Source organism: Agarivorans sp. JK6 (assembly GCF_045277145.1).
Lineage (GTDB): Bacteria > Pseudomonadota > Gammaproteobacteria > Enterobacterales > Celerinatantimonadaceae > Agarivorans > Agarivorans albus.
Genome location: NZ_CP113525.1, coordinates 3,527,495 through 3,553,434 on the forward strand (window position 1 = coordinate 3,527,495; position 25,940 = coordinate 3,553,434).

Consider the following 25,940-nt stretch of genomic DNA (forward strand, 5'->3'; position numbering starts at 1 on the left):
TGCTTAACTGTATTCCTCTGTGTTATTAATGAGCGATGTTTTGGCTAAGGAGTTGCCAATGACCCTCTACGAGCAATTTGCACAAGAACTTAAGGAACAAATCTCTCAAGCCTATTACCCGGTTGGCCAAAAGCTGCCTTCTATCCGCGAGATGAGTAAGGCGAGAGGGGTAAGTATTTCTACGGTGCAAGAGAGTTATCGATTGTTAGAAGATGCCGGCTTTGTTCGCAGTAAGCTCAAGTCGGGTTATTATGTTCAACAACCTCCAAGCACCGCACAGCTGCCAGAAACCAGCCAACCAGAGCAACGCCCTGTGCCGATCGACAATTGGCAAGCAGTGTTAGAGCTTATGATGACAGAAAGCAATAGTCACTTTCTTGCCTTAGGCAGAGGCTCACCAGATACCGAGTTAAGCAGTTTAAAACCATTGCAGCGCTTACTTAGCGACAATATTAAGTATCAAAGCAAACAAGTTTTTCGCTGCTCAAAAGGCAATGGTTTGTTTAAGTTACGGGTGCAAATTGCTCGCCTAATGCAGAACTCTGGTTGTCATATTCATCCCGATAACATCCAAATTACAGCTGGTTGCCAGGAAGCACTATCGTTAAGTTTAAAAGCACTCACCCAGCCTGGTGATATTGTGGCGATTGATTCACCCAACTTTTATGGCTCGATGCAGGCGATTCAATCTAACCAATTGAAAGTTATTGAGATCCCAACCCACCCTGAAACCGGCATAAGTTTGCCCGCCCTAGAACTTGCTCTAGAGCAGTGGCCAATAAAAGTGCTGCAACTAATCCCAACATCTAATAACCCTTTGGGTTATGTGATGCCCGAAAAGAACAAACTTAAGCTGCTAAAAATGGCCGAGAAATACGATTTCGCCATTATTGAGGACGACATTCTGGGCGACGGCTATTACCAAACACCCCGCCCGCGCAGTTTAAAATCCTACGATAGCCAAGATAGAGTGTTGTTTTGCTCATCGTTTTCTAAAACCATTGCTCCAGGCCTGCGAGTGGGCTGGGTAGCGCCTGGCCGTTATGGGCAGATGCTCACTCACTTAAAATTTGTTACCTCACTGGGTGCTAACAGCTTACCCCTGTTGGCAGTGGCCGATTTTATCGAGCAAGGACACTACGAAAAACACCTAAGGCTGGCAAAACAACAGTATCAAGCAAGGCGCGATTTGATGCTCCACTGGGTACAGCGCTACTTTCCTAGCGGCAGTAAAATGAGCTTTCCTAAAGGCGGATTCTTTTTGTGGGTAGAGCTACCAGAGTCAATCGACAGCTTGGTGCTAAACGAAAACTTAAAACCGTTTAACATTGGTATTGCGGCGGGCAGCTTGTTTTCAGCTGCAGGCAAGTATCAAAACTGTTTACGCATAAGTTACGCCAACAAACCCAGTGAGCGCATAGAGCAAGCCATCAAAATTGTTGGCGAACAGGCAAAGATTCTCTTACAGCAAGCCTTAGCGCGAGCTTAAACGCGTTAAGCTCGCCCGCTTATTATTACAGCTTCTTCCACTGTAACTTAGTGCATTTGCCGTTGTCGTCGTGCACACGGCAACCAAAGCGGTAGCCATCTTTTACTAGGCTTTTATTGTAATACTCTGCATTTTTATCGAATTCGCTAAGCGCTGGCTTGCTGCTTGGTTGTTCGGCAGCAATTGTAGTTACGCTAAGACCTAAACCGAACACTAGTGCAACTGAGCTGATTAAAACATTACGCATTTTTCTTCTCACAATTATTGATAAAAGTAATTTCTGCGTTTTATACCAGCTATTTTCCGCAGTGCAATCTGCGACAGTTTTGTGAAAAAACTCACAATATAAAGCAGACGTTAAAATGACAGCATTTTCACTTCTTGAGTATCAGGAAATTAATTATGTAATCAGTAAATAATAAAAATGACATCGATTTCAACAGAGGGTTATTTTTATTTAATTGTTAGTTTAAGTGGCTATTATTTACGCAAATCCTGTGAAAAGCAGCCAAACATCATACTTTAAACGTAAATCTTTAAATTTCAGTCAATTAAAACTAACGCCAAGTAAACGATTTCATAATTTAGCATTAATGTTAATAAGCATACTTTAAGCGATCATGTTTATTAACAAACCACAAATCTTAAAATTTACATGACGAATTAAATAATAATTTCAAGCCTAAAATCTCAATTTGTTAGTTTGACAAGTATCATTGCTTGGGATAATTTTTGGGCCACAGTAAATGGATTTAAATCATATTTAACGGCAATTGCTATTAGATATATAAGGTAACAATGAAATTAAAACACATAGTTAGTGCCGCTGTTATTTTACTTAGTTCTCAAGCCAGTGTGGCCAATGCAAGCATTGATAGCTCTGAGCTTCCTGCGCTTAAAAACTATGCTTTTGCCGCTTGTATGTACCACATTCAAGCCAAAATCGATCCCACTCCGGCTGCCACACTAAATGGCTTGCGCGAAGAAATGGAAGTGTTCTACCAGTACAGCGTATTACCTACCGAACACTTTGAAGCGGTATACGCCGAAGCTGAAGCTGGCGCTAAAAATGTCCCACCTTCCGGCTCTATTCGCTACTGCATTAGCTGGCTACAAGAAGACAAAGTAGAACAAATACTGGCTAACTAAATTCGCCCTACTCTAGCGCTTAAAGCCGTCTAACCGCATAATAGCCACTTCTTAGAAAGTGATGAGATTATGCAATGCAAAACGTACTAGTAACCGGTCTAAATGGTCGACTTGCACCTTACCTTAAACAAGCGCTAGAAAAGCAAGGCATTGCAGTACATGGCTTTAATCGTCAAGAGCTAGACATTACCAACCGCGCGCAGCAGCTAGGCTATGTTCGCGGCAACCACATCGATGCAATATTTCACCTAGCTACAGGGCCCGAAGAGTGGCTGGCTTGTCTAGCTGGCATTGCTGGTGAAGAAAATATTCCAATGCTATTTACCAGCACCGAAAGTGTATTTAACCCAGAGAGCACCGGCCCTTTCACCCCAGAGCATCCGGCAGATGCGGTAAATGATTATGGGCTATATAAAATAGGCTGTGAACAAGCTGCCCTTGCCGCTAACCCCAATACCATTATTGCTCGCCTAGGCTGGCAAATGTTCGATAACTTCGAGCAAGACAACCTACTCACACATGTGAGAGACATGCACAATGAAAAAGGCTATTTGGTAGCTAGCACCGAGTGGTTACCAGCCGTGGCCTTTGTTGAACATAGCATGCAGTGCTTAGTCACTTTGGCTAAGCAAGCCAAACCGGGGATATATCATGTAGGCGGTAATGAGCAAGGCTTGTCTTTCTACCAATTGGTGCAAATGATCAATCAAAAGTACCAGTTAAACTGGGACATTCGCCCCGCTAGCGACCCTCAGCGAGATGGCCGAATTATCGACTCACGAGTCGCATGTGGCAGCATCGCCAAGCAACTGGCTATATAACTTGGCCACGCGCTAAATCAGGGCCTCGCCTTTTCCAACTAAATTGAAGAACAGTAATTATGTCAGAGCAAAGTTTTAAAGTAGTGGTAGGGTCGCGTAACCCAGTCAAAGTGCGAGCAGTTGCTAAAGCCCTCGCAATGTATTCCCCAGATGCTGAGATTGACTGCCAAGGCATTGATGCCCCCTCTCAAGTGCCCGAGCAACCCATTACCACTCAGCAGACTCGCGATGGTGCAGTAAATCGCCTGCGCTACTGCCAGCAGCACCAAGCAGCAGATTTTTATGCCGCAATTGAAGGCGGCGTAGATATGTTTGAAGATGGCCCCGCTACGTTTGCTTATGTGGCAATCGCACGTGGTGAGCACCTTTCGGTAGGGCGTGGGGCCAACATGCCCCTTCCGCCAAGCGTTTATCAAGCGCTAGAGCAAGGTGAGGAACTTGGCCCACTAATGGACAAACTGTTTAATACTAAGAATATTAAGCAAAAAGGCGGCGCCATTGGACTACTCACCAATGGCTTAGCAACCCGCGAAGATAACTATGTGCATGCACTAATATTGGCGCTAGTGCAGTTTGCTCACAAAGAGCTATTTGCTCTGTAAACCCACCATTGCAGACAGGCGGCGTTTACGCCGCTGTAAACAACAGCCAAGCAAACCACTGGCTAGCAGCCATGCAGATAGCGGCTCTGAAGCTTCTACAGGAGTTGTTATAGAGGCCGGTTTAAAATCCACTAAATACATCATGTCGTCGTAATCATCATCTCCCAACATGCCTGGCTCAAAAAAGCCAAAAGGAAGGTCTTCCCAACCGATTAAATAGGCATTAGTAAACATGTGTTCGACAATGTTTCCACCAATATCTAGATAGTGTGATTGTCCGTTAAGCTCAGGCATTGCAAAAGTCATAGTATGATCCCAACCACCATTTAGCTGATTTTCCGAATAGAACGTTGAGTAAGTAAGTGGACCACCCTGCTCCAAATACCAACCAAATTCGCCATTAATATCCAAAGTAACACCTGAAAATGGCAGACTTGTTGAGCCATCCCCCTTAAAACCGTAATGTGGATCGGAGGGTAAAATAGCTGTTTTATCGTTACCCACACCGATATCTGTATAGATACCTAAGGTATTGTGGTTACCGGCTGTTAGGCCAACTAAGGCCACACTTTGAGAGCCTTCACCAACAAACAATTGATCATTAGCTACAAAACGATTATCCAAATCGGCATTGCTTTGGTAGTTGGTGCCCAATAACAGATTTACAGCATCGTAAAGATCCGGTACTCCATCATTGTGATCCCGAGCAGTTGGGACTCCGTTGGCTTGATTGTGATATACATCGTTAATCACATTGCTACTAAAGGGAGTAGCTTGCCCACTAAAATGCAGCAGTGCTAGCGCCGCTATTGTTATTCTCATTTTCATTCCCGCTGTTTCTAATTATGTTTTTTAAGCGAGCAAATAATAACCACACAAAAATAAAGGACAACTCAAAACTGAACAATTTGTGAACTAGATAATAATTAAGTCAATATTGGATATTTGAGGAAATACCTCATCACTCGTGCCTAAAAGAACCTAGGCTCAACGACAAAAGTTGACTTTCCGCCACAAGTCTATAAAGTGGCGGCCATTAGAAATTCAGTCTATTTTTTGAACTCCGCTTTAAGGTTGCCTTCTTTTAACCTTCGTTTCGTCGTTTTAAATTCAAGCTTGTTTTTCCAATCTTGCCTTTCGGCAACTATATGATTGTCTGTCATCTATGTGTCACATAAGCGGCTTATAAGTCAGACCAACTACATCACTTGCAAGGCCAACTAATGGCGCCAGCAAGTAACAAATTTTAGCGACTTGCTTTAAAGCAAGCGCCCAGGCCTAACAACCTTGAGAGTTATATCTGAACTGCATACTTAAAACATTTCATGATTTCCCTAGAGCAAGGTTATTGGCCCTATTAACAGAGAACAATAACTATGAGTAAACACTCAAGCTCTAAAGAGCAACAATATGCTAATCCCATTCCCGACCGCGACGCGATTATTGCGCTGCTCGATCAGCAAGGCCAAGCACTTAACCGCGAGCAAATAGCGGTAGCCCTAAACCTAGACAGTGAAAACGATCTAGAAGCCCTGCGCCGCCGTTTAATTGCGATGAGCCGCGATGGTCAATTACATAGCGACCGTAAACGCAATTACTGGCCCGTAGACGACAGTGAGTATTTGGTAGGTAAAGTAATCGGTCACCGTGAAGGATTTGGCTTCTTAAAATGTGAAGGCTACGACACCGACTTTGTATTGCATAGCTCGCAAATGAGCAAAGTATTTGATGGCGACCTTATTCAAGCGCTGCCAAATGGCTTTAATAATCGCGGTCGTGAAGAAGCGCGAGTGATTAAAATACTGGAAAAGAACACCCAGCAAATCATTGGTAAGTTAGTTGAAAGCAATGGCCACTTTAGCCTCCAGCCAGACAACCAAAAAATTAGCCAAATCATTGAAATACCAGCAGAGAAAACCTTAGGTGCTAAGCATGGCCAATACGTGACTGCAGAGCTAATTAGCTACCCACATAAACGTGACAATGCCATCGCCCACATTAGCGAAGTGATTGGTGATCCTATGGCGCCAGGCATGGAAATCAACCTTGCGATCCGCAGCCACGATATTCCCTTTGAATGGCCTGAAGAAGCACTAGCCCAAGCCAAACAATTAGCCCCAGAAGTGGCCGAGCAAGATAAGCTACACCGGGTGGATTTCACCGCAACGCCTTTTGTCACTATTGATGGTGAAGATGCCAAAGACTTCGACGATGCTGTGTATGCAGAGCCGCTAAGTAACGGTAACTGGCGCTTACTGGTGGCGATTGCCGATGTATCACACTACATTCAGCCAAACAGTGCCTTAGATATAGAAGCCCAAAAACGCGGCACCTCGGTGTACTTTCCTGGGCATGTAGTTCCGATGTTGCCAGAGGCGATATCCAACGGTTTGTGTTCGTTAAACCCTCAGGTTGACCGCTTAGTAATGGTATGCGACATGACCATAAACAGCGCCGGTGAGTTGGCCAGTTTTCAGTTTTGTGAAGGGCTTATCCACTCTCATGCTCGCCTTACTTATAGCCAAGTAGGCACTATGTTAGAAGACGCAAATAGCAACGAGGGACAGCTGCTCACTAAGCAGTTTGCCGAAGTATTACCGCACCTGCAGCAACTACATAGCTTATATCAAGTGCTGAAGGTAGCACGGGCAAAACGTGGCGCTATTGACTTTGAAACTAACGAAAGCCAGTTTGTGTTTAATGCGCAACGTAAAATTGAACGCATAGTGCCACTGGTACGTAGCGACGCTCATAAGCTAATTGAAGAATGTATGCTGTGTGCAAACGTAGCTACAGCTCGTTTTCTAGAGCAGTTAAACATTCCCGCCTTATACCGGGTACACCGTGGACCAAAAGAGAAAAAGCTAACAGCTTTACGTAGCTTTTTAGGCGAATTAGGTCTTAACCTTGCGGGCGGCGACAAACCTAGCCCAGCAGATTATAACCAGCTATTAAGCAGCATTAGTGAGCGGGATGATGCCAGCATTATTCAAACCATTATGCTGCGCTCAATGAGTCAAGCCATTTACACCCCAGAAAACGAAGGCCACTTTGGTTTGTCTTTTGATGCTTATGCCCACTTCACCTCGCCAATTCGTCGCTACCCCGACTTATTGGTGCATCGCGCTATTCGCTCAATCATTCGTAGCAAAGAGTCTGGCGGCATCATGAAGCGTGCACTTAAGAGCCTAAGTGGTAAAGGTTTTGATCCAGTGCAGCGCCTAAAAGGTGCTACGCCACTAGCCATTGAACAAAGCTATCCTTACGACACCGTACAAATGTTGATGTTGGCTGAGCATTGTTCGTTAGTATCTCGCCGCGCTGACGAAGCCAGCTGGGATGTTGATGCATGGCTTAAATGCGAATACATGCAAGACCGAGTGGGTGAGAGCTTTGAAGGCATTGTAAGTGGCGTAAACGGCTTTGGGTTGTTTGTAGAATTGCCTGCTACTCAGGTTGAAGGCAGTATTCATATTTCTGCTTTAAAAGGCGATTTCTACCATTACGATGCCAACAAGCAACGTTTAACTGGTGAAAACAGCCGTAAAAGCTATAGCATTGGCCAAGCCATCTCGGTAACCATTGCCCGAGTAGATATGGAACAGCGCAAAATTGAATTTGTCTTAAAGCAAAGCCATAAAGGTTTAAGTAAAAACGTCGCTTAATCCTTCATCTAACAGTGGTTTTGGGACTCCCTCAAAACCACCGTTCAAAAATCACCTAAGCACCGCAGCTAAAAGAAAAACACAAGTCAGACCTCGAATTACAAATCTCGGAAACTGGCATTAAGAAAGATAAACGTTTTTGGATACCAAGCTATCTAGGGCCTAACTTGGCTAAGGTACTGCTGCAAAAAAGCCACAAAATGCTGCAAGCGAGAAGAGTGTTCAATTTTAGGTGGGTAAAGCATCCACACCTGTCGCTGCTCTACTTGGTAGTCACTAAGCACACGCTGCAAACGCCCCTCTCTGACTAATTGCCACAGCAAATGCTCGGGCACCCTAGTGACCCCTTGATGATTTAGTGCAGCCTTAATCAAAATATTGTTGTCGTTTACCGCAAACTGCCCTTTTGCTTCAATTTCCTCAACCTTCCCTGCTTTTACAAACTGCCAATTGCGCCAACTTGGAAATGCTAAACACTGCAAATTTGCCAAATCACTGGGTTGAGTGGGTTGTCCGTTAGCCGATAAGTACTCAGGTGAGGCAACCACCCAATGGCAATATGGCATAAGCTTACGTGCCACCATGTTTTCTGGAGGCTTTGTGGTTACCCTAATGGCCAAATCAAAGTTTCGTTCGTGCAAATCTTCTAAGTGGTGGCCTACATCAATTTCAAAACTCACTTCTGAATAACGCTGCGAGAACTGATAACACACATCGGCCAAGAAGCTATCGGCAAAGGCCGCAGGAGCGGTTAAGCGCAAGATACCTGCAACCTTATCACCACTGTGTTCAAGCTCGCGCTCTAGGTCTAACAAGCCGTGGTGCATAGCTTGCGCTTGCACAAACACTTTGTGCCCTTCGGTCGTTAAGCGCACCTTACGGGTAGTTCGTATTAATAACTGAGTTTGTAAATCTTGCTCTAAGCTGCGAATTTGCTGAGACAAATAACTACGCGAAATCGCTAAGTGCTCAGCGGCTTTAGAAAAGCTCAAATGCTGAGCAACTTCATAGAACAACAACAAGCGCTCCAGCTTTTTATGATTCTTAGACACTATTACCCATCCACGCGTTTAGTTGTAAACAATAATACTCAAAAATTATAGTTTGTATGTTATATCAAACAGTATTTTTGCTTTTACGATCTTTTTTCATGCTTTAGCTACGCTCTATACTGGTGCCAATTTCCTCTATTTAAGTAGGTGTAATATGCAATATCGTCGTTTAGGCCGCAGCGGCCTGCAAGTTAGTGAATTTGGCTTAGGCTCATGGGTAACCTTTGGTAAACAAGTGGATTTATCAGCGGCCAAGCAGATCATGGCAAGGGCTTATGATGCTGGTATCAATTTTTACGATAATGCCGAAGGCTACGAAAGCGGTGAAAGTGAGCGCTTAATGGGCCAAGCCATCGAACAGCTTGGCTGGTCACGCGACAGCTTTGTTGTGTCTAGCAAAGTATTTTGGGGAGGCGACAAGCCCACCCAACGAGGTCTAAGCCGCAAACATGTGTTTGATGCTTGCCACGCTGCTCTGGCCAGATTACGAGTAGATTATTTAGATTTGTTCTATTGCCACCGCCCAGATATTGATACGCCAATCTACGAAACAGTGCGAGCGATGCATGACTTGGTTAGCCAAGGCAAAGTAATGTATTGGGGCACATCTGAGTGGAGCGCCCAACAAATTACCGAAGCATGGGCAGTGGCTAAAGCCGAAAACTTACATGCCCCAGTAATGGAGCAACCACAGTACAACATGATGGTTCGTGACAAAGTAGAAGCCGAGTACCTGCCGCTTTATTCTTTAACTGGACTAGGCACCACTATTTTCTCTCCTTTAGCGAGTGGCTTGCTCACTGGCAAATACCTAAATGGGGTGCCAGAGAATAGCCGTTTAAGTTTGCCTGGTTATGAATGGTTGCGCGATATGCTAATTGGTGAAAACAACAAACTTGAGCAAATTGCCCAGCTAAATCAGCTCGCCCAGCAATTAGACATGCCATTACACCACTTGGCCTTAAATTGGTGTTTACGCACTCCCAATGTAAGCAGCGTGATTTTGGGCGTATCTAAACTGGAACAGCTTGAAGATAACTTGCAAGCACTAACCAACAGCAGCAGCTTAAATCAGCAAGTTTGGCTGCAAGTGGATGATATTCTGGGTAATAAACCAGCAGGGCCAGAGCGCTTCTAGTATTTTAAAAATAAGTACTCACAACAATAGAGCAAAAGCTCTATCACGACATACTACCCCTTGGGTAGTATGCTGATCACAGTATTTGGAAAAACCACCTGAAATAAGCATATTGCGAGTTACTTTTGTCACAACTTGTCTATACTGACAAAAAGGTGTTTACACCTACAAAACAACAATAGTACTAAACGCATAAATCGATTAGGGGCCTTAGGGCCCCTTTTATTTTATCGTGCGAAAAACGACGATACCTGCTTAAGTACTTGTTCTGAAATACTATTCCAATAACGCCAAGTATGCCCCCCCTCAGCGGTCAAGTAAGAAAACTCAACTCCCTGCTGATTAAGTTGTTCAACTAAACGTTGATTAGATGGGTAACTGATTGAGTCATCTTCTCCACAAAACAGAGTAAGCTCAGCATCTAATGTGAAGTTTTGCCAACTAAAACTGGGATACATTTCCAAATCAAAATAACCACTAAGCGGCAACGAAAGGCCAAATTTCTTTGGGTACTTATGCGCTAAATAAAACGCACCTGCGCCACCCATTGATATGCCACTAATAGCTCTATAATCAGGCCCTGCTTTAACTTTATATTGCTCAGCAACATGAGGCAGCAGCTCCTGCATAATGAAACTTTCATGCTGCCCTTTATAATAGCTAGTTCCTGCAGAAGGCATTAACACAATAAACGGCTCAATACTCTTATTGGCAATCATGTTATCCATTAAGTGTTGAATCTTACCGTCTATAACCCACTGCTTATAATCTTGACCATAACCATGCAATAGCATCAATACTGGATAATCTTGCTTAGATGTTTGGTAACCAGGCGGCAAGTACACGGCATATGGGCTGGCTTGATTTAAGCTGTCACTCTTAAACTCGGCTTCAACAATGCTGCCATGAGCGATCCCTGGCTGAGCTATTAACAATGCATCCTCTTCGCCAATAACAAATACAGAATTAACGCCACCATAACCATCGGGTACCGATTGCGGGTTTTGCTGGTCGGCCACCCACACTCCGTCTATCACAAATTTGTATTGCCATGCCCCTGGTTTTAAGTACAAGGTGATAGACCAGTGGTCTGCTTCGCTTGGCTGCAAAACAAGCACCTTACTTCGCCAATCACTCATTTCTCCGGCTAAGTAAACCTGTCTTGCATTTTTTGCTTCCACGGTAAAAGTATGAGCAACAGTATTCTCGCTGGGGGAAAGTAAGGGATGCTCAAGCTGTATGGCAGTTTCTCCCAATTTAGCGTTAGCAGCTTGTTGCTCTGTTAAGATATGCCCTTTAGCAGTGACAGTACCAGAACAACTGAAACTGTCGTTACTCCATTGCCAATCATAAGCGCCAGTTATTTCTTTGTTGTTTACTTCGCTATAGGCTGAGGAGTAGCTAAGCGTCCCACCGTCTGTTTCCGTACTAGGCGATGTCCAAGTAATCATTCCCTGGCTTATTATTCCGGTAGTACCTCCTTCTATACTTAACTGACATTGATTCTGAGACACCTCAAATACTTGTTTATAGCGTTGGCCTAAACCGTTGCATTCGTAATCATCAACATCAACAACTAACTGCCAAGTACCCGCTACGTTATCGCAGTCTTTTGTGCTGTTGTTAGAACATCCAACCAGCATCCAAAAGGCCAAAAGCGCAGTGACAAGGCATGCCAATTTATTGTTCATTGCTTTACCTCCCTATAAATAGTTCTCCGGCAATGGAAATAAAAACATATATATCAATAGTATATAAACACATTGTAAAAATAAGCCAAAGAGACAAGCGCAATATATGTGATAGAGGTAAATAGTAAGATTTATTTAGCTTATATATTTATATTTGGAGTGAAGACTTAGCTGCGCGCGTAAAGGTAAACTTGGCTGCAAAGTTACATTGGAAATATTCGTCGCGCTTCGCAATGCACTAAGGGAAGGGAAGGGGAAGGGAAAGGAAAGGAAAGGAAAGCCAAACAACAAAGAGGCCCTTAAGCCTCTTATAGAATTTGAGCTCAGCTAGCCTTGCTGACTAACGCTTTGCGATACTCCACAATATCTTCAATACTGCACACTGGCATGGCATGCTGCCTGGCAAAGCTAACGATCTGAGGAAGACGCGCCATGGTGCCATCTGGCATGGTCACTTCACACAATACTCCGGCAGGTATTAAGCCCGCCAAGCTCATTAGATCTACCGTACCTTCGGTATGTCCTCGCCTAGTTAATACTCCACCCGGTTGGGCACGCAGGGGGTAAACATGGCCTGGCCTGGCTAAGTCACTGGGTTTAGCGTTATCGGCAATGGCTGTTTTAATGGTGGTAACGCGATCGGCAGCCGACACCCCAGTGGTGACCCCTTGCTTGGCTTCAATACTTACGGTAAACGCGGTGCCAAATTGGCTAGAGTTATCACTGACCATAGGGGGTAAATCGAGCTGTTTAACTTTATCGTCAGTTAAACATAAACAAACAATACCGCTACATTCACGGATCAACATGGCCATTTGAGCATTAGTAAGGGTTTCGGCGGCAAAGATTAAATCGCCTTCGTTTTCGCGGTCTTCATCGTCAACCACCAACACACCTTTGCCATCACGTAAAGCGTTAAGTGCGGCGTTAACACGTTCAATAGGATTGCCATATTCGGCAAGTAGAGACTGATTCATGGTTTAATTCCTTAAGGTACAACATTAAGTTTTCCAGAATCAGGGCGCGCAGGAATAGCACCTCTAGCTAGCAGAGGTTTTAGATCGGCATCAACAAACACTTAGCCATTGGCCAAGCACTTATATCTAACTGGCAGAACACCAGTTAGTGATACTTGATTCTCTTCCATCCGGACTTATTACAGCTACGCTGCAAATTACCGTCGGCTCTGGACTATTAACTCATTAAGTTAAGTCACCAGATCTGCTGACCCCAACTATTGTTGGGCGCTCGCGGGCTTTTACTGTCTCGTTTACTAACGACACACTAACTACCGCCGGTGGGGAATTGCACCCCGCCCTGAGAATTATTGCTGCTCCGATTACGAAGCAACCCACCTATGGTGCCCTGCTTCTGCTAGAAACTCAATCTTGAACTGAGTTAACAAAATCACGTTTAGCTATTGATAAAAAACAAAGAAGAAATCAAAGTAGCACTTGGTTTAGCAAGCCATTGTTATTCCACATTAATACTTAGCGCTTACAAGGTTTCGTCATGGAAGACACAAACAAGCCTCTAGAAGAAAGAAACGAAGAGTTTATTGCTTACGAATTGGCCATTTTAAAAGATCGAGGCCAATGGACTAAGTATTGTCGCATTGTTGCTAATGCCATGTCGGCGATACCTTGGGTTGGCCAAGTACTAGCTAGCAGCGCCTCTATTCACGGAGAGAGCGAGCAAGGTAGAGTTAACGAACTGCATGAAGAGTGGCTTAAAATCCACCAGCAAAAAGTTAATCAACTGATGTTAACCCTCGATGAAATGGCGTATCGATTAGAGTCGGTGCATGCTACCAATAAATCTCGGATTCAATCAGAAGCCTATTTAGCATTAATACGCAGAGCGTTTAAGTCTTGGGATGCTGCAGAAACACAAGAAAAACGTGATTACGTGGTGAACCTAATATCTAACGCTGCGGCTTCTCCTCTTTGCCCTGATGACCAAATTCGCTTGTTTAATGACTGGTTAGATAAATACCATGAAATCCACTTTAAGGTGATCCGCGCTATTTACCAAAGCAAGGGAATAACCCGATTAGCCATTTGGCAGTCGGTAAGTGAAGAAATGCCCCGTGAAGATAGCGCTGAAGCCGATCTGTTTAAGTTGCTTATTAGAGATTTAAGTGCAGGTGGAGTGATTAGACAAACTAGAGAAACCACTTATGAGGGCAACTTTGTAAAACAGTCAAGTAAAGGTAAAGTTAGAAAACCTGCAAGCCCGCTCTTAGAATCTGCTTTTGAAGAAACCAAACCCTATCAACTCACCGAATTAGGTGCTCAGTTTGTTCACTACACCATGAATCAAGTGGTCAAAAAGCTAAGCAGTGTTTAGCAAACCTTTAAGAACGGCTTAATTTCAAAAACTAGGCAGGGTTTAATTTAGCCCTGCCGATACGCCTATTTTGGTAGCAATACGGTGTCGACAACATGAATCACACCGTTGCTAGCTTTTACGTCTGCAGCCACCACCTTTGCGTTATTAATCATTACCGTTTCACCGCTAGAACTAACGGCTAACATGCCTCCTTGAACGGTTGTAGCGCTATCAATGTTAACGACATCGGCTGCCATGACTTTTCCAGCTACAACATGGTAAGTAAGCACAGCGATTAGCTTATCTTTGTTCTCAGGCATGAGTAACATTTCCACGGTTCCTTCAGGCAATTTTTCGAAGGCTTCATCGGTAGGAGCAAACACTGTAAAAGGCCCATCTCCCTTTAAGGTATCAACCAATCCAGCGGCTTTCACAGCGGTAACTAAAGTAGTAAAAGAGCCATTCTCGACGGCTACATCAACAACATCCTTTTTCATGCCGTGATGACCAGCTTGAGCCAGCATTGAGAATGTCATTGTTGTGATAATCAAAGTAAATACACTTGCAATTCGTTTAATCATTGTCTCTTTCCTTCAAGCTTAAGTTGCATAGGTTTCGAGAATGGTTACGGCTGGCAAATTTGCTTAGATCAAACGAAAAGCACAATCGTGCCACTTTTCTCAAACTAAAGCGTTAAATAGATTAGGTGGAATAGCTATTACATTCAATTACTTACATAGCAGAAAATCGCTGAAGCCTTCAGGCTTAAGTTCACGCATTACCTTATTGGAATATTTCATTGATTGTCATATTTTCGTCATCGTAAAGTCACATTGAGTACACAAAATGCCCTTCGAATTGTAACTATTTATAGGGATATAACATGATGCTCAAGAAGAGCTTGGTTTCATTGGCAGTAATTTCTAGCCTAACATTAACAGCGTGTAGTAGTGACGATGGTCAAAATGGTTTAAACGGTGAGCCTGGCGCAGATGCTGTTAGCAGCATCATGCTTAATCCGGTTGGTCGTGCAGTATTAAACCCAGACGGTGCTGCAGAGATCCTGCAATACCACGCTGCTACTCAAACTATTTATGCCATTAATAGCTCTGACGCAACGGTTGAGATGATTGATGCCTCTGGCCTTAGCTCTGAGCAACTAAGCTCCCCAGCTAGCGATACTAACCTAAGTGCTACCCCACTTACTTTGCCAACCGAAGCTAATGGCGTTGCTCTGGGCGGAGCCAACAGCATTGCCGTGCATAATGATTTAATGGCTGTTGCCATTGAAGCCGACGCCCAAGCCAACAATGGTTTCATTGTTTTCTACAATGGTTTAAACGCTGGCACTCCAGTATTCCTAAGTGCTGTTGAAGTAGGAAACTTGCCAGATATGGTTACTTTCACGCCTGATGGCAGCAAAGTGATTGTGGCTAACGAAGGTGAGCCAAGTGGCGATTCCAGCAACGATCCTGAAGGCACAATTGCTGTCATTAGCGTAACTGATGGAACACCAGCGACTAGCGCCACTATCATCGACTTTACTAGCTTTAACGGCTTGCAAAGTGAGCTTGAAGCTAAAGGGCTGCATTTCCCTAACCCAAGTGGTCGTACTTTAAACGGCCAAGTAATTGCCACTGCTGTTGCACAAGACTTAGAGCCCGAATACATTACCGCCAGCAACGACATGGCCTATGTAACGCTTCAAGAAAACAACGGCTTAGCAATTGTAGATTTAAGCGATAACAGCGTGCAAATTATTGGCTTGGGATATAAAGATTGGTCAGGGTTAAACTTTGATGGGAACGAAGATGGCACAGTGAGCTTTGGCCAATACGACGGCTTATACGGCGCTTACATGCCAGACACCATTGCTTCTTTCTCGTGGAATGGTGCGCCGTTCCTCATCACGGCCAACGAAGGTGATGCACGTGAGTATTTCTTTGATGTAGCCGACGAAGCTGCCTGTGTTGCTGCAGGTGGTCAAGACTACGATGAAGACGATGGTTGCTTAGCCTTTACCGAAGAAGTAAAACTTAAAAACCTTACCGCCCAAGCAGGCTCTAAGCTAGAAGCACTGCAAGCTGGCGGCGAGATTGATGACCTACGCGTAACTAATGTACTGGGCGATGCCGACGGCAATGGCGAGTATGAAACTGCCGTAGCCTATGGTGCTCGCTCGTTCACCGTATGGGATCAAAATGGTTTAGTCGTGTTTGATTCTGGTGATGAAATTGGTCGTATCACTGCAGCACTTCACGGCAATGCCTTTAACAACGGTGATGATGAGAACGAAGGCGACTCTCGCTCAGAAAACAAAGGCGCTGAACCTGAAGCGCTAACAGTTGGTACTGTTGGCGACAAAACCTACGCCTTTATTGGTTTAGAGCGCATGGGCGGCATTATGGTTTACGATGTAACTAACCCTTACAACAGCAAGTTCGAAACCTACGTAATTAACCGTGACCTAACAGAAGGTTTAAGCGTTGATGACGGTATTGGTGACTTAGCTCCAGAAAGCTTGGTATTTGTTGCCGCCGATAGCAGCCCAACCAGCCAACCATTATTGTTGGTAGGTAACGAAGTAAGTGGGTCGTTAACAGTATGGGAAATTACTGCCAACTAAGGCTAAACCCTGCATCCACTCTTCATACAAAAAAGGAGCCCATTGGCTCCTTTTTATTCTTAACGGCTAGGGTCTGTTGATCTTTGGTGTTGGAATTTTGTTCGAGATAAGCGGGCTTTAATCGCGGCGAGCACTTAGAAGCTTAGTGGGCTAAGCAAGAAGTGCTTAACAAAGAGTAAAGTTCGCTTATCCGAACCCTTCGGGCAGCATTTATTAGCCCATTTATTCAGCGTTAGTGAGTGATTATTAAGCCCACTTAACTGCACACTCACTGCCTTGCCTAAATGGCTAATAAATTACTGCAAAAACCATCAGCAAAGATCAACAGACCCTAATCAATTGTTAAGGCCTTATACTCTGCGATATGGCAGGTAAATAGGCTCCCACATATGCTCGGCAATTTCTTGGTCTATGTCTTTACCGCTCAAACAGCCTTGCGGATCAGTTTCTTGAATTTGCTTCAAAATCGCTTTAGCTACAAAGCCAGAAACTTCTTTTAGCTCACGCATTCTTGGGAATACACAGCCGCTGTCTAAGTCTTCTTGAGATACATACTCAGCCAAAGCAAACGACGCTGTGGTAAACATTTCCATGGTGATTTTGCTCACGCCAGAAACAATGGTTGCAAGGCCAACCGCTGGAAAGATAAACACATTGTTACCCTGACCAATACGGTAGTTTTTGCCGTTGTAATCTACGTCGTCAAAGGGGCTGCCTGTGGCCACAATGGCTTGGCCATTGGTCCACTTGTATACATCTTCTGGTAGGGCTTCACAGTTATCGGTTGGGTTAGATAGCGGGAATACCATCGGGCGGTCGGTATATTCCAGCATCTTTTTCACATGGCTTTCTTTAAATGCACCGCCTACACCACTACAACCCAATAATACGGTAACCGGCGTATTATCAATAAGCTCACCCAAACTCGCCTTGCCTTCTTCGGCTAGCGTCCAGTTTTGGGCTAGTTCAAATGGCTTGGCGTAACGTTTTTTGTATTCATCGAGATCTTCACGGTTATCAAAAACCACTCCGCGTGAGTCTAGAATGAAAATACGATCACGTGCCTCTTGGTGGCTAATGCCCTCTTTAAGCAAGCCAGCAAATATTTGGTCGGCAACACCTACCCCGCCGGCGCCTGCGCCGTACACCGCGTAAATTTGCTCGCCAAGGGTTTCGTTCTTAATTTTAGTAGCGCCAATCACGCCAGCCAAAACCACAGAACCGGTGCCTTGAATATCATCGTTAAATGATGGCAATTCGTCTTCATACTTAGATAGGTTATCGAAGGCATTAGACTTACTAAAGTCTTCCCATTGCAACACGGCTTCAGGGAAGTGCAGCTTAGTTTGCGCCACAAACTTTTCGATGAAGTCTTGGTACTCTTGGCCACGCATCCGTTTTTGCGGGAGGCCTAAATACATAGGATCGTTGAGTAAGTCTTGATTATCGGTACCTACATCAAGCGCAATCGGCAAACAACGTGCAGGGTGAATACCGGCGCCTAAGGTATACAGTGACAATTTACCAATAGGAATACCCATGCCACCAATACCTAAATCACCGAGGCCGAGAATACCTTGGCTGTCGGTAACCACAATAATCTTAATATCTTTACCGGCGAAGTGGCGCGCCATCTCGCCCATTTGATCGACATTCTCTGCGGTAATGTATAACCCGCGGTCTTTTTGATAGCGATGGCTAAATTCCTGACAGGCCTTACCCACTGTTGGGGTATAAATAATCGGCGCCATTTCTTCGATGTGGCGAGATACCAATGCATAAAACAAGGTTTCATTTCTGTCTTGAAGTGCGCGTAGGTATTGGTATTGCTCAATGTCGCTACAAGCACTTAAAAAGCCTTGGTAAACACGCTTTAATTGATCTTCAAAGGTTTGCGGCTTGGGAGGCAACAAGCCCGCCAAATTAAAGGCTTCGCGCTCTTCAAAACTAAAAGCTGAGCTTTTATTTAAAGTACGATCGTTAAGTAATGCGTTACCAGATATTGAAACAGGGCGAAACTCGTTACCGTTTTCGTCTTTCCAACGTAAATATTTACCAGCGGCCATGGTGTCCTCCGAGACAGCACGTGAGAATAATTAGCTAACTGTAAATGATAAATGATCAGGCCGATTCTGTACGCTATTTCATTAAAAAATAGGAAAATTTCTCTGTTTAAAACGCCGGCAGGAGTTTTTTATCTTAAGACAACTACACCAAATGCCAATCTGTGAGATACAATTAAGCATCCGCTTTTTAGAATTAGCCCCCGCATTGAAACAATCAAGCTTTGAAGTAAAACGTAATTTCATTATCAGACTAGGCAAGGCCTTACATAAATATGGTACGCCGGCGTTTCGCTTAGAGTCACACCTAAGTAATGTCGCTGAGACCTTAGGCCTAAATGGCTATTTTTTAGTTACTCCTACCTCACTCACTTTTGTACTTTGGGCACCAGACGATACTCAAGAATATAACTATGTGATGCGAGTAAAGCCCGGTGAAATCGATTTAGGTTTGTTGGCCCGTACCAATCAGCTGGTTAAAAAAGTAACCGACGAAGAAATCAGTTTATCCGAGGCCATAGAGCGGTTAAACCAAATGGCCAATCAGCCTGCTTTACACTCTCCTTGGGTAATTTGCTTGGCCTTTGCCATTACTGGCGGCGCATTTGCCATGTTAATGTCTGCCAATTGGAGCACCATTATTTGGTCGAGCTTGCTTAGTTGTATTTCATTTTATTTGGCTTATCGTGCCGAGCACTCTAAGGGGGTACATGAAGCTTTAGAGCCAGTAGCTGCACTGCTCTGCTCCTTTGTGGCGGTTGCTATTTCTCAGTTTGTGCCAGATGTAAACATTCCCATTGTGGTGCTTTCGGCGATCATTATTTTCATTCCAGGTTTATCACTCACCCTTGGTTTAAGTGAGTTAGCAGCACGCGAGCTTATATCGGGCACGGCAAGGGTAATGGACGGCATTATGGTGTTGTTTAAACTCTATTTCGGCGCGGTGTTAGGCATGGCCTTTGGTGCTCTAATTTGGGGGCAGGTTGATCTTCAATCTAGCTTTGTTAGCACCTGGTGGATTAAGTGGCTAGGTGTGGTGTTGTTATCCTTAGGCCTTAGCGTGGTATTTAAAGTACGCGCTAAAGATTTACCTTGGGGCATTCTTTCGGGAGTGATTGCCTATGCTGCCGCCTTTGCTGGCAGCGCCTACCTAGGCGAAGCATTAGGTCCTTTTGTAGGGGCATTTATTGTGGGTGTATATGCAAACCTATTTGCCAAGTTAACCAAGTCTCCGGCATCGGTGGTATTGCTGCAAGGCATAGTATTATTGGTACCGGGTAGTAAGGCTTATATCAGCTTAAATTCATTGGTACTAGGTGAGTCAATGGTGAGCATCCCCAATATTGGTTCGCAAACATTTTTGATTTTCATGTCGATTGTGGCGGGGATTTTATTTGCTAACGTAGCGGTGCCGCAACGTAGCTCGCTATAAAGAAAAAAAAGGCGCTTAAGCTAGCACAGACTTAAGCGCTGGAAAATTATCGAGGATTAAAACTGCTACAAACTAGACCAAATCGCAGAAAAATTGGCCCCCGACAGCGTCCTAAAATTGGATCGGTTCACGAAAACATAAAGGAACTAACTATTCAGCTACTTCGCTGTTTTCAGGGTCTTCAGGTTGAACGGAAATTTCAAGGTTTATGAATTCTGCTTGGCTCAATACACCATCCTGGTCTGTATCAAGCTCACTCCATACTTCAGTAAGGATCGGTAGTTCGGCAGCTTCTTCCATGCTTACCACCAAATCTTGGTTGGTATCTAGGTCTTTGAACACTTCACTATTTGCCGAGGCTAGGCTGGCTACAAATAGCGCTAACACTGGAAAGCTATACTTCAAGTTCATAAGAAACTCCTTGTTTAACATCTACTTCACTAAATGGCCGCTAACTAGGTTTAGCGGTTGACGAACTACATATAGCAAAGGTCGAACCAACTTTTAAAAACCATTCAAAATCAAATACATAACCACAAATCATGGTCGCAATTCAAATGCCAGCGTCGCCTACAAGCGACACCTAAATAGTGATAAAAGCCAAAACCGACGAGTTATGCGGCTTCAAGCTGTCTCTTATCTACGTCACCGCTGTGCTCAATTCTCATACAAATAGAAAAACCTGCATAAATTCAGTTATATAAACAAGCGATGGCGATTAATATATGGACTGCTACACTGGCTAAATACGCATTAAAAAAGGATTTAGCATGTTTACTCGCAGCCTCATTGCATCAACCCTAATAATTAGCGGCTTTTGCTATTCAAATAGCCAAAGCACCGATGATTATGCCCCAGAGTTAGCCAGCGGAGTGCAGGCTAAGACCGAGGTCACTGCCAAAAAATTCATGGTGTCGGCTGCTAACCCCTTAGCGGTTGAAGCCGGTTATGAGGTGCTAAAAGCAGGCGGCAATGCAGTAGATGCAATGATTGCCGTGCAAAGCGTACTAGGCTTGGTTGAACCGCAATCCTCAGGGATTGGTGGCGGTGCTTTTGTGGTGTATTACGATGCGGCCAAGCAACAACTCACCACCTTTGACGCCAGAGAAACCGCCCCTTCACAAGTCGATGCTAGCTTATTTTTGGACCAACAAGGTAAACCGCTAAAGTTTTATGACGCAGTGGTGGGTGGGCGTTCAGTAGGCGCACCTGGAGTTATCGCGCTGTTTGAAGAAATGCATCAGCGTTACGGTAGCAGCAATTGGCAAGATTTGTTTAAACCGGCAATTGGCTTAGCTAAAGAAGGTTTTAAAGTGAGCCCGCGATTGGCAAAGTTAATTGCTGGCGACGCTGAACGCCTCGGTCGCTACCCAACTAGCCGCGACTACTTCTTTGATGACTCAGCCGAGCCTTTACGCGAAGGGCACTTACTACAAAACCCTGATTACGCTAACACCTTACAGTTGGTCGCGGAGCAAGGCGCTTCAGGTTTTTATCAAGGTGATACCGCCAAAGCAATTGTTGCGGCTGTTGGTCAATTCAATGACAACCCTGGCTTGCTTAGTGAAAAAGATCTAGCCAATTACCAAGTAAAACAGCGCCCTGCCCTTTGCTCTGCTTACTTTCAATACTCAATATGTGGCATGGGGCCACCGAGTTCAGGCGCTAGCACCGTTGGACAGATCCTCGGTATAGCCGCGCATTACCCCTTGTCAGATTGGGGACCTAATAATCCGCAAAGCTGGCGTATTCTCGGTGATGCTTCTCGCCTAGCCTTTGCAGACCGAGGCGCCTACCTTGCCGACAGTGATTTTGTCGACGTGCCACTTAGCAACTTACTAAGCCCTGAGTACCTTGCCAAGCGCGCTAAGCTGTTAAGTGGGGATAAAGCCTTAGCCTCGGTAAGCCCTGGCGAGTTGCCTTTAAACGCTTATCGCAGTATGGACCAAAGCCTAGAACTTCCTTCTACCACTCACATAAGTATTGTGGATGCCCAAGGCAACGTATTGTCGATGACCAGTAGCATTGAGAATGCCTTTGGTTCGAGAGTATTTGTAAAAGGGTTCTTGCTTAACAATCAGCTGACTGACTTCTCATTTGTCGCTGAGAAAAACGGTAAGAAAGTGGCGAATGGAGTCGCAGCCAATAAACGCCCTCGCTCTTCTATGGCGCCAACCATTGTTATGGAAAACAAACAGCCAATTATTGCCATTGGCTCACCGGGTGGCAGTAGCATTATCGGCTACGTAGCGCAGAGTTTAGTTAACCACTTGAGTTGGGGAATGAGCCTACAACAAGCGGTTGAACAGCCTCATTTAAACAATCGTTTTGGCACCTTTGAGTTGGAAGCTAATACAGCCGCTGCAGATAAGCAATTGGCTTTAGAAGTCTTAGGCTACAAAACCAAAATCAAAGATATGACTTCGGGTTTACAAGGCATAAGGATCTACCACGATAGGTTAGAAGGTGCGGCCGATCCTAGGCGTGAAGGAATAGCCAAAGGGGACTAGCACTAATACCAATCGTACTAAGTAACTGTTCATTCTATCTGGTTAAAATTCTCGATAACTGCGTTAGGATTTTTGATTGTAGAATAACTACTTATCGCAAAATCCTGCCTTTTTCTCGAGTATTTTTCCTGCGTTATTTCTGATCACTTACTTAGTGTGATTGGTATAAAACAAAAAAACAGCGCAAAGGCGCTGTTTTTTTTAAATGATAAAGCCCTTAGCCTTAGATAATGCGATGCTCATCTAACATGGCTTGGCGAGCCTTTTTCTTCTGCTCAACCAAGGCCATTTTGGCTTTGCGCTTATCGCAAGGCTCGGGGCAGTCACACACCTTTTCGATGCCTAAAGAAGCAATTCCGCCACAGCTTCCGCTAATGGTTTTCTTTTGGAAAATGTAGCCCACAGCCATGGCGGCAATAACCACCATGAAGAAAATGAATGTCACCAAAAAATAAGCCATTACGACTCCTTATTCTGTTATTGGACTACAAAAGGCACAAATTTGGCGCTGATATGCTCAACAAATTCGTTCTCTTGCTTCTCGATAATATACACCGCTAGCTGCTTAGCTTCAGCGAATTCCATCGCTTGCTCCACACCCATTACCGTAAATGCGGTGGCATAAGCGTCAGCCATCATGCTGGTTTCATCGATAACAGTTACCGACACAATATGGTTGGCAATCGGCTTACCGGTATTTGGGTTGATGGTGTGTGAATATCTGACCCCATCTTGCTCAAAATAATTTCGATAATCACCCGATGTCGCTAAACCATTATCACCCGGTGCAATCACTTTTTGAACCGCCCGCTGTTCAGCCAAGGGTTTCTCTACAGCAATGCGCCAGCCAAGGGCTTTGTCATTGTGACCTTTTAGGCGTAACTCACCACCAATATCGACCATGTAGTTCAGGTAACCTTCAGCTTCCAGCAAATCGGCAACACGGTCTACTCCGTGGCCTTTTGCAATTGCTGATAAATCTACATAAAGCTCAGGTAGATCCTTTGACAACTTACCAGCATTCAAACTCAAGTGATGGTAGCCAATTTTAGCACGAGTCTCGTCAAGTAGCTGGTCATTAGGTCGCTTCTCAGGACGCCCCTCTGGGCCAAAGCCCCACAAGTTAACCAGTGGGCCTACAGTTACGTCAAAAGCACCATTAGAGTCTTCTGAGAGCTGTAAGGAGGCTTCAATCACCAAAGCTAGATTATCTGAAATGCTAATCGCCTGATTACTAGAATGCTGGTTGAAACGTGACAATTCCGAATCGGCTATGTAGGTAGACATCTCTTGATTGACTTGTTGTAACACTTGGTCAATTTTAGCTTGCAGCTTGTCGCCATCGGGCAGTTTGGCCTTAGGCTCAACTAACTTTATTTGGTAATAGGTTCCCATAGTGCGCCCTTCAATTTGTAAGGTATACAAATTGTTTTGCTCACTACAGCCACTAATAAAAAAGGCTAGCCCAAGCAGGGCTAGCCAATAATGCTTCACTAGACTCACGGTTTAGCCACCAAAGTCATCAAGTAGAATGTTTTCGTCTTCCACGCCTAAATCTTTAAGCATGTTAATAACAGCAGCATTCATTACCGGTGGACCACACATGTAGTACTCACAATCTTCTGGGGCATCGTGGTCACGTAAGTAGTTTTCAAACAATACGTTGTGAATGAAGCCTGTTTTACCTTCCCAGTCGTCTCCAGGTTGTGGATCAGATAGGGCAACATGCCATTCAAAGTTTTCGTTTTCTCGGGCCAACATATCGAAGTCTTCTTCATAGAAGATCTCACGACGTGAACGTGCACCATACCAGAAGCTAATTTTACGCTTCGAGCTCAATCGCTTAAGCTGGTCGAAAATGTGCGAACGCATAGGTGCCATACCCGCACCACCACCAATAAATACCATTTCAGCATCGGTTTCTTTCGCGAAGAACTCACCAAATGGACCAGAGATAGTAACTTTATCACCTGCTTTTAGGTTAAAGATGTACGAAGACATCTTACCGCAAGGTAGGCTCATGTTGTTTGGCGGTGGCGTAGCAATACGCACGTTCAACATGATGATGCCTTCTTCTTCTGGGTAGTTAGCCATTGAGTAAGCACGAATGGTTTCTTCATCAACTTTTGACTCTAAGTTGAAGAAACCAAAGTGTTCCCAGTCGCCACGGTATTGCTCTTCTACATCAAAGTCAGAGTACTTAACGTGGTGAGCTGGTGCTTCAATTTGAATGTAACCACCCGCTCGGAATGGTACTGACTCACCGTCTGGAATTTGCAGTTTAAGCTCTTTAATGAAGGTTGCTTTATTATCGTTAGAGATAACTTCACAATCCCATTTTTTCACACCAAAAATTTCTTCTGGTAACGAAATTTTCATGTCTTGCTTAACATTAACCTGACAGGCTAAACGCAAACCGGTAGCAGCATCACGCTTGCTAATATGATCTAATTCAGTAGGAAGAATATCACCGCCACCTTCATGAATGTGAACATGACATTGACCACATGAGCCACCGCCACCACAAGCAGAAGATACGAAGATACCTGAATTACCTAATACACCTAGCAACTTACTACCCGCTTGAGTAGTAATCGCCTTGGCAGGATCATCATTAATTAAAATTTGAATATCACCAGAACTTACCAGCTTAGACTTAGCAAACAAAATGATTGTTACTAAAGCCAAGACGAGCAAGGTAAACATGGTTACGCCGAGAATAATTTCCATCGACTAATTTTCCTTGTAGTTATTGGCCGTCTTAAAGCTGAACGCCTGAGAACGACATAAACGCCATTGCCATTAAACCTACAGTGATAAAGGTAATACCTAAACCACGTAAACCATCTGGCACGTCTGAATACTTCATCTTTTCACGAATACCGGCTAGCGCCACAATGGCTAACATCCAACCGATACCACTACCTATTCCGTATACCAAAGATTCGCCTAGGTTGTACTCACGTTGCACCATGAACGATACACCACCGAAGATGGCACAGTTAACGGTAATCAACGGTAAGAAGATACCTAGAGCTTGGTACAAGGCCGGGAAGTACTTATCTAATACCATTTCTAGTATTTGTACTAAGGCGGCAATAACACCAATAAAGGTAATGAAGCCCAAAAAGCTTAAATCAGCATTTGGCAAGCCAGCCCAGCTTAGCGCGCCAGGAGCCAATAAGTTGAAGTAGATAAGCTGGTTTACTGGTACTGAGATACCCAATACCACAATAACCGCTACACCTAAGCCAAATGCAGTTTTAACTTTCTTAGAAACCGCTAGGAAGGTACACATACCTAGCAAGAAAGCTAAAGCCATATTTTCAATGAAAATAGAGCGAACTAACAAACTAATATAATGTTCCACT

General features: G+C 44.3%; 22 protein-coding genes and 1 riboswitch. Of the genes, 10 read left to right on the forward strand and 12 right to left on the reverse strand.

From position 1 onward, the window contains the following. Window positions 1-58: 58 nt before the first annotated feature. Window positions 59-1,489, forward strand: coding sequence for a PLP-dependent aminotransferase family protein (locus tag OV592_RS16310; protein WP_406609304.1), 1,431 nt, complete (start codon window positions 59-61; stop codon window positions 1,487-1,489). Window positions 1,490-1,514: 25 nt separating this feature from the next. On the opposite strand, the gene OV592_RS16315 is transcribed toward OV592_RS16310, so the two are convergent. Next, window positions 1,515-1,736: a hypothetical protein gene (locus OV592_RS16315; RefSeq protein ID WP_406609305.1), complete on the reverse strand. Its 222-nt coding sequence runs from the start codon at window positions 1,734-1,736 to the stop codon at window positions 1,515-1,517. A gap of 551 nt (window positions 1,737-2,287) precedes the next feature. Between OV592_RS16315 and OV592_RS16320 the strand changes: the two genes are divergently transcribed. The 3 genes from OV592_RS16320 (at window position 2,288) to yjjX (ending at window position 4,061) form a co-directional block, all read left to right on the forward strand. After that, window positions 2,288-2,638 (forward strand): hypothetical protein, encoded by a 351-nt coding sequence (locus OV592_RS16320; protein ID WP_406609306.1) that lies wholly within the window; start codon window positions 2,288-2,290, stop codon window positions 2,636-2,638. 74 nt (window positions 2,639-2,712) lie between these two features. Continuing rightward, window positions 2,713-3,459, forward strand: coding sequence for a sugar nucleotide-binding protein (locus OV592_RS16325; RefSeq protein ID WP_406609307.1), 747 nt, complete (start codon window positions 2,713-2,715; stop codon window positions 3,457-3,459). Window positions 3,460-3,518: 59 nt separating this feature from the next. Further along, complete coding sequence (gene yjjX / locus OV592_RS16330) at window positions 3,519-4,061, forward strand: inosine/xanthosine triphosphatase (RefSeq protein WP_406609308.1); 543 nt, start codon at window positions 3,519-3,521, stop codon at window positions 4,059-4,061. On the opposite strand, the gene OV592_RS16335 is transcribed toward yjjX, so the two are convergent. Beyond that, window positions 4,047-4,883, reverse strand: coding sequence for a hypothetical protein (locus OV592_RS16335; protein ID WP_406609309.1), 837 nt, complete (start codon window positions 4,881-4,883; stop codon window positions 4,047-4,049). The genes yjjX and OV592_RS16335 overlap by 15 nt on opposite strands. A gap of 554 nt (window positions 4,884-5,437) precedes the next feature. On the opposite strand from OV592_RS16335, the gene rnr reads away from it, so the two are divergent. Next, window positions 5,438-7,726 (forward strand): ribonuclease R, encoded by a 2,289-nt coding sequence (gene rnr / locus OV592_RS16340; protein WP_406609310.1) that lies wholly within the window; start codon window positions 5,438-5,440, stop codon window positions 7,724-7,726. Window positions 7,727-7,881: 155 nt separating this feature from the next. Here the strand turns inward: rnr and OV592_RS16345 are convergent, their stop codons facing one another. Then, window positions 7,882-8,778, reverse strand: coding sequence for a LysR family transcriptional regulator (locus OV592_RS16345; protein WP_040306961.1), 897 nt, complete (start codon window positions 8,776-8,778; stop codon window positions 7,882-7,884). Between the two features lie 154 nt (window positions 8,779-8,932). Here OV592_RS16345 and OV592_RS16350 point away from each other — a divergent pair, with 154 nt between their 5' ends. Continuing rightward, the gene (locus OV592_RS16350; RefSeq protein ID WP_406609311.1) at window positions 8,933-9,916 is read left to right on the forward strand and encodes an aldo/keto reductase; all 984 of its coding nucleotides are present in this window, start codon (window positions 8,933-8,935) and stop codon (window positions 9,914-9,916) included. A 227-nt stretch (window positions 9,917-10,143) separates the two neighbouring features. On the opposite strand, the gene OV592_RS16355 is transcribed toward OV592_RS16350, so the two are convergent. Both OV592_RS16355 and ribB read right to left on the reverse strand, forming a co-directional pair. Continuing rightward, window positions 10,144-11,607 (reverse strand): alpha/beta hydrolase-fold protein, encoded by a 1,464-nt coding sequence (locus tag OV592_RS16355; protein ID WP_406609312.1) that lies wholly within the window; start codon window positions 11,605-11,607, stop codon window positions 10,144-10,146. Window positions 11,608-11,930: 323 nt separating this feature from the next. Then, window positions 11,931-12,584, reverse strand: coding sequence for a 3,4-dihydroxy-2-butanone-4-phosphate synthase (gene ribB, locus OV592_RS16360; RefSeq protein WP_406609313.1), 654 nt, complete (start codon window positions 12,582-12,584; stop codon window positions 11,931-11,933). A 154-nt stretch (window positions 12,585-12,738) separates the two neighbouring features. Further along, window positions 12,739-12,936, reverse strand: a riboswitch (FMN riboswitch). 183 nt (window positions 12,937-13,119) lie between these two features. Here ribB and OV592_RS16365 point away from each other — a divergent pair. After that, the gene (locus tag OV592_RS16365; protein ID WP_406609314.1) at window positions 13,120-13,956 is read left to right on the forward strand and encodes a hypothetical protein; all 837 of its coding nucleotides are present in this window, start codon (window positions 13,120-13,122) and stop codon (window positions 13,954-13,956) included. Window positions 13,957-14,021: 65 nt separating this feature from the next. Here OV592_RS16365 and OV592_RS16370 read toward each other — a convergent pair whose 3' ends face one another. After that, on the reverse strand, window positions 14,022-14,519 hold the full coding sequence (locus OV592_RS16370) for a fasciclin domain-containing protein (protein WP_406609315.1): 498 nt from the start codon (window positions 14,517-14,519) through the stop codon (window positions 14,022-14,024). 302 nt (window positions 14,520-14,821) lie between these two features. On the opposite strand from OV592_RS16370, the gene OV592_RS16375 reads away from it, so the two are divergent. Continuing rightward, window positions 14,822-16,564, forward strand: a complete 1,743-nt coding sequence (locus OV592_RS16375; RefSeq protein WP_406609316.1) for a choice-of-anchor I family protein — start codon at window positions 14,822-14,824, stop codon at window positions 16,562-16,564. 350 nt (window positions 16,565-16,914) lie between these two features. Here OV592_RS16375 and OV592_RS16380 read toward each other — a convergent pair whose 3' ends face one another. Beyond that, window positions 16,915-18,630, reverse strand: coding sequence for an NAD-dependent malic enzyme (locus OV592_RS16380; RefSeq protein ID WP_406609317.1), 1,716 nt, complete (start codon window positions 18,628-18,630; stop codon window positions 16,915-16,917). 205 nt (window positions 18,631-18,835) lie between these two features. On the opposite strand from OV592_RS16380, the gene OV592_RS16385 reads away from it, so the two are divergent. Further along, a complete protein-coding gene (locus tag OV592_RS16385; protein WP_406609318.1) occupies window positions 18,836-20,059 on the forward strand; it encodes a threonine/serine exporter ThrE family protein in 1,224 nt (407 codons plus the stop codon). A gap of 150 nt (window positions 20,060-20,209) precedes the next feature. On the opposite strand, the gene OV592_RS16390 is transcribed toward OV592_RS16385, so the two are convergent. Then, the gene (locus OV592_RS16390; protein WP_016400309.1) at window positions 20,210-20,470 is read right to left on the reverse strand and encodes a hypothetical protein; all 261 of its coding nucleotides are present in this window, start codon (window positions 20,468-20,470) and stop codon (window positions 20,210-20,212) included. A 359-nt stretch (window positions 20,471-20,829) separates the two neighbouring features. Here OV592_RS16390 and ggt point away from each other — a divergent pair, with 359 nt between their 5' ends. Further along, on the forward strand, window positions 20,830-22,569 hold the full coding sequence (ggt, locus tag OV592_RS16395) for a gamma-glutamyltransferase (protein WP_406609319.1): 1,740 nt from the start codon (window positions 20,830-20,832) through the stop codon (window positions 22,567-22,569). Between the two features lie 223 nt (window positions 22,570-22,792). Here the strand turns inward: ggt and nqrM are convergent, their stop codons facing one another. From nqrM to nqrE, 4 genes are read right to left on the reverse strand one after another with little or no spacing between them, the layout of a single operon-like run. Beyond that, a complete protein-coding gene (gene nqrM / locus OV592_RS16400) occupies window positions 22,793-23,029 on the reverse strand; it encodes a (Na+)-NQR maturation NqrM (protein ID WP_016400311.1) in 237 nt (78 codons plus the stop codon). Window positions 23,030-23,046: 17 nt separating this feature from the next. Beyond that, entirely contained in the window at window positions 23,047-24,072 is a 1,026-nt protein-coding gene (locus OV592_RS16405; RefSeq protein WP_406609320.1) for an FAD:protein FMN transferase, read from the reverse strand. A gap of 3 nt (window positions 24,073-24,075) precedes the next feature. After that, entirely contained in the window at window positions 24,076-25,299 is a 1,224-nt protein-coding gene (nqrF, locus tag OV592_RS16410; RefSeq protein ID WP_016400313.1) for an NADH:ubiquinone reductase (Na(+)-transporting) subunit F, read from the reverse strand. 31 nt (window positions 25,300-25,330) lie between these two features. Continuing rightward, window positions 25,331-25,939: an NADH:ubiquinone reductase (Na(+)-transporting) subunit E gene (gene nqrE, locus OV592_RS16415; protein ID WP_016400314.1), complete on the reverse strand. Its 609-nt coding sequence runs from the start codon at window positions 25,937-25,939 to the stop codon at window positions 25,331-25,333. Between the last annotated feature and the right edge of the window lies 1 nt (window position 25,940).

Bases quoted from the DNA above. Each gene is read 5' to 3' on its own strand.
- OV592_RS16310 (WP_406609304.1), top strand. From the start codon at position 59: ATGACCCTCTACGAGCAATTTGCACAAGAACTTAAGGAACAAATCTCT.
- OV592_RS16315 (WP_406609305.1), bottom strand. From the start codon at position 1,736: ATGCGTAATGTTTTAATCAGCTCAGTTGCACTAGTGTTCGGTTTAGGT.
- OV592_RS16320 (WP_406609306.1), top strand. From the start codon at position 2,288: ATGAAATTAAAACACATAGTTAGTGCCGCTGTTATTTTACTTAGTTCT.
- OV592_RS16325 (WP_406609307.1), top strand. From the start codon at position 2,713: ATGCAAAACGTACTAGTAACCGGTCTAAATGGTCGACTTGCACCTTAC.
- yjjX (WP_406609308.1), top strand. From the start codon at position 3,519: ATGTCAGAGCAAAGTTTTAAAGTAGTGGTAGGGTCGCGTAACCCAGTC.
- OV592_RS16335 (WP_406609309.1), bottom strand. From the start codon at position 4,883: ATGAGAATAACAATAGCGGCGCTAGCACTGCTGCATTTTAGTGGGCAA.
- rnr (WP_406609310.1), top strand. From the start codon at position 5,438: ATGAGTAAACACTCAAGCTCTAAAGAGCAACAATATGCTAATCCCATT.
- OV592_RS16350 (WP_406609311.1), top strand. From the start codon at position 8,933: ATGCAATATCGTCGTTTAGGCCGCAGCGGCCTGCAAGTTAGTGAATTT.
- OV592_RS16355 (WP_406609312.1), bottom strand. From the start codon at position 11,607: ATGAACAATAAATTGGCATGCCTTGTCACTGCGCTTTTGGCCTTTTGG.
- ribB (WP_406609313.1), bottom strand. From the start codon at position 12,584: ATGAATCAGTCTCTACTTGCCGAATATGGCAATCCTATTGAACGTGTT.
- OV592_RS16365 (WP_406609314.1), top strand. From the start codon at position 13,120: ATGGAAGACACAAACAAGCCTCTAGAAGAAAGAAACGAAGAGTTTATT.
- OV592_RS16370 (WP_406609315.1), bottom strand. From the start codon at position 14,519: ATGATTAAACGAATTGCAAGTGTATTTACTTTGATTATCACAACAATG.
- OV592_RS16375 (WP_406609316.1), top strand. From the start codon at position 14,822: ATGATGCTCAAGAAGAGCTTGGTTTCATTGGCAGTAATTTCTAGCCTA.
- OV592_RS16380 (WP_406609317.1), bottom strand. From the start codon at position 18,630: ATGGCCGCTGGTAAATATTTACGTTGGAAAGACGAAAACGGTAACGAG.
- OV592_RS16390 (WP_016400309.1), bottom strand. From the start codon at position 20,470: ATGAACTTGAAGTATAGCTTTCCAGTGTTAGCGCTATTTGTAGCCAGC.
- ggt (WP_406609319.1), top strand. From the start codon at position 20,830: ATGTTTACTCGCAGCCTCATTGCATCAACCCTAATAATTAGCGGCTTT.
- nqrM (WP_016400311.1), bottom strand. From the start codon at position 23,029: ATGGCTTATTTTTTGGTGACATTCATTTTCTTCATGGTGGTTATTGCC.
- nqrF (WP_016400313.1), bottom strand. From the start codon at position 25,299: ATGGAAATTATTCTCGGCGTAACCATGTTTACCTTGCTCGTCTTGGCT.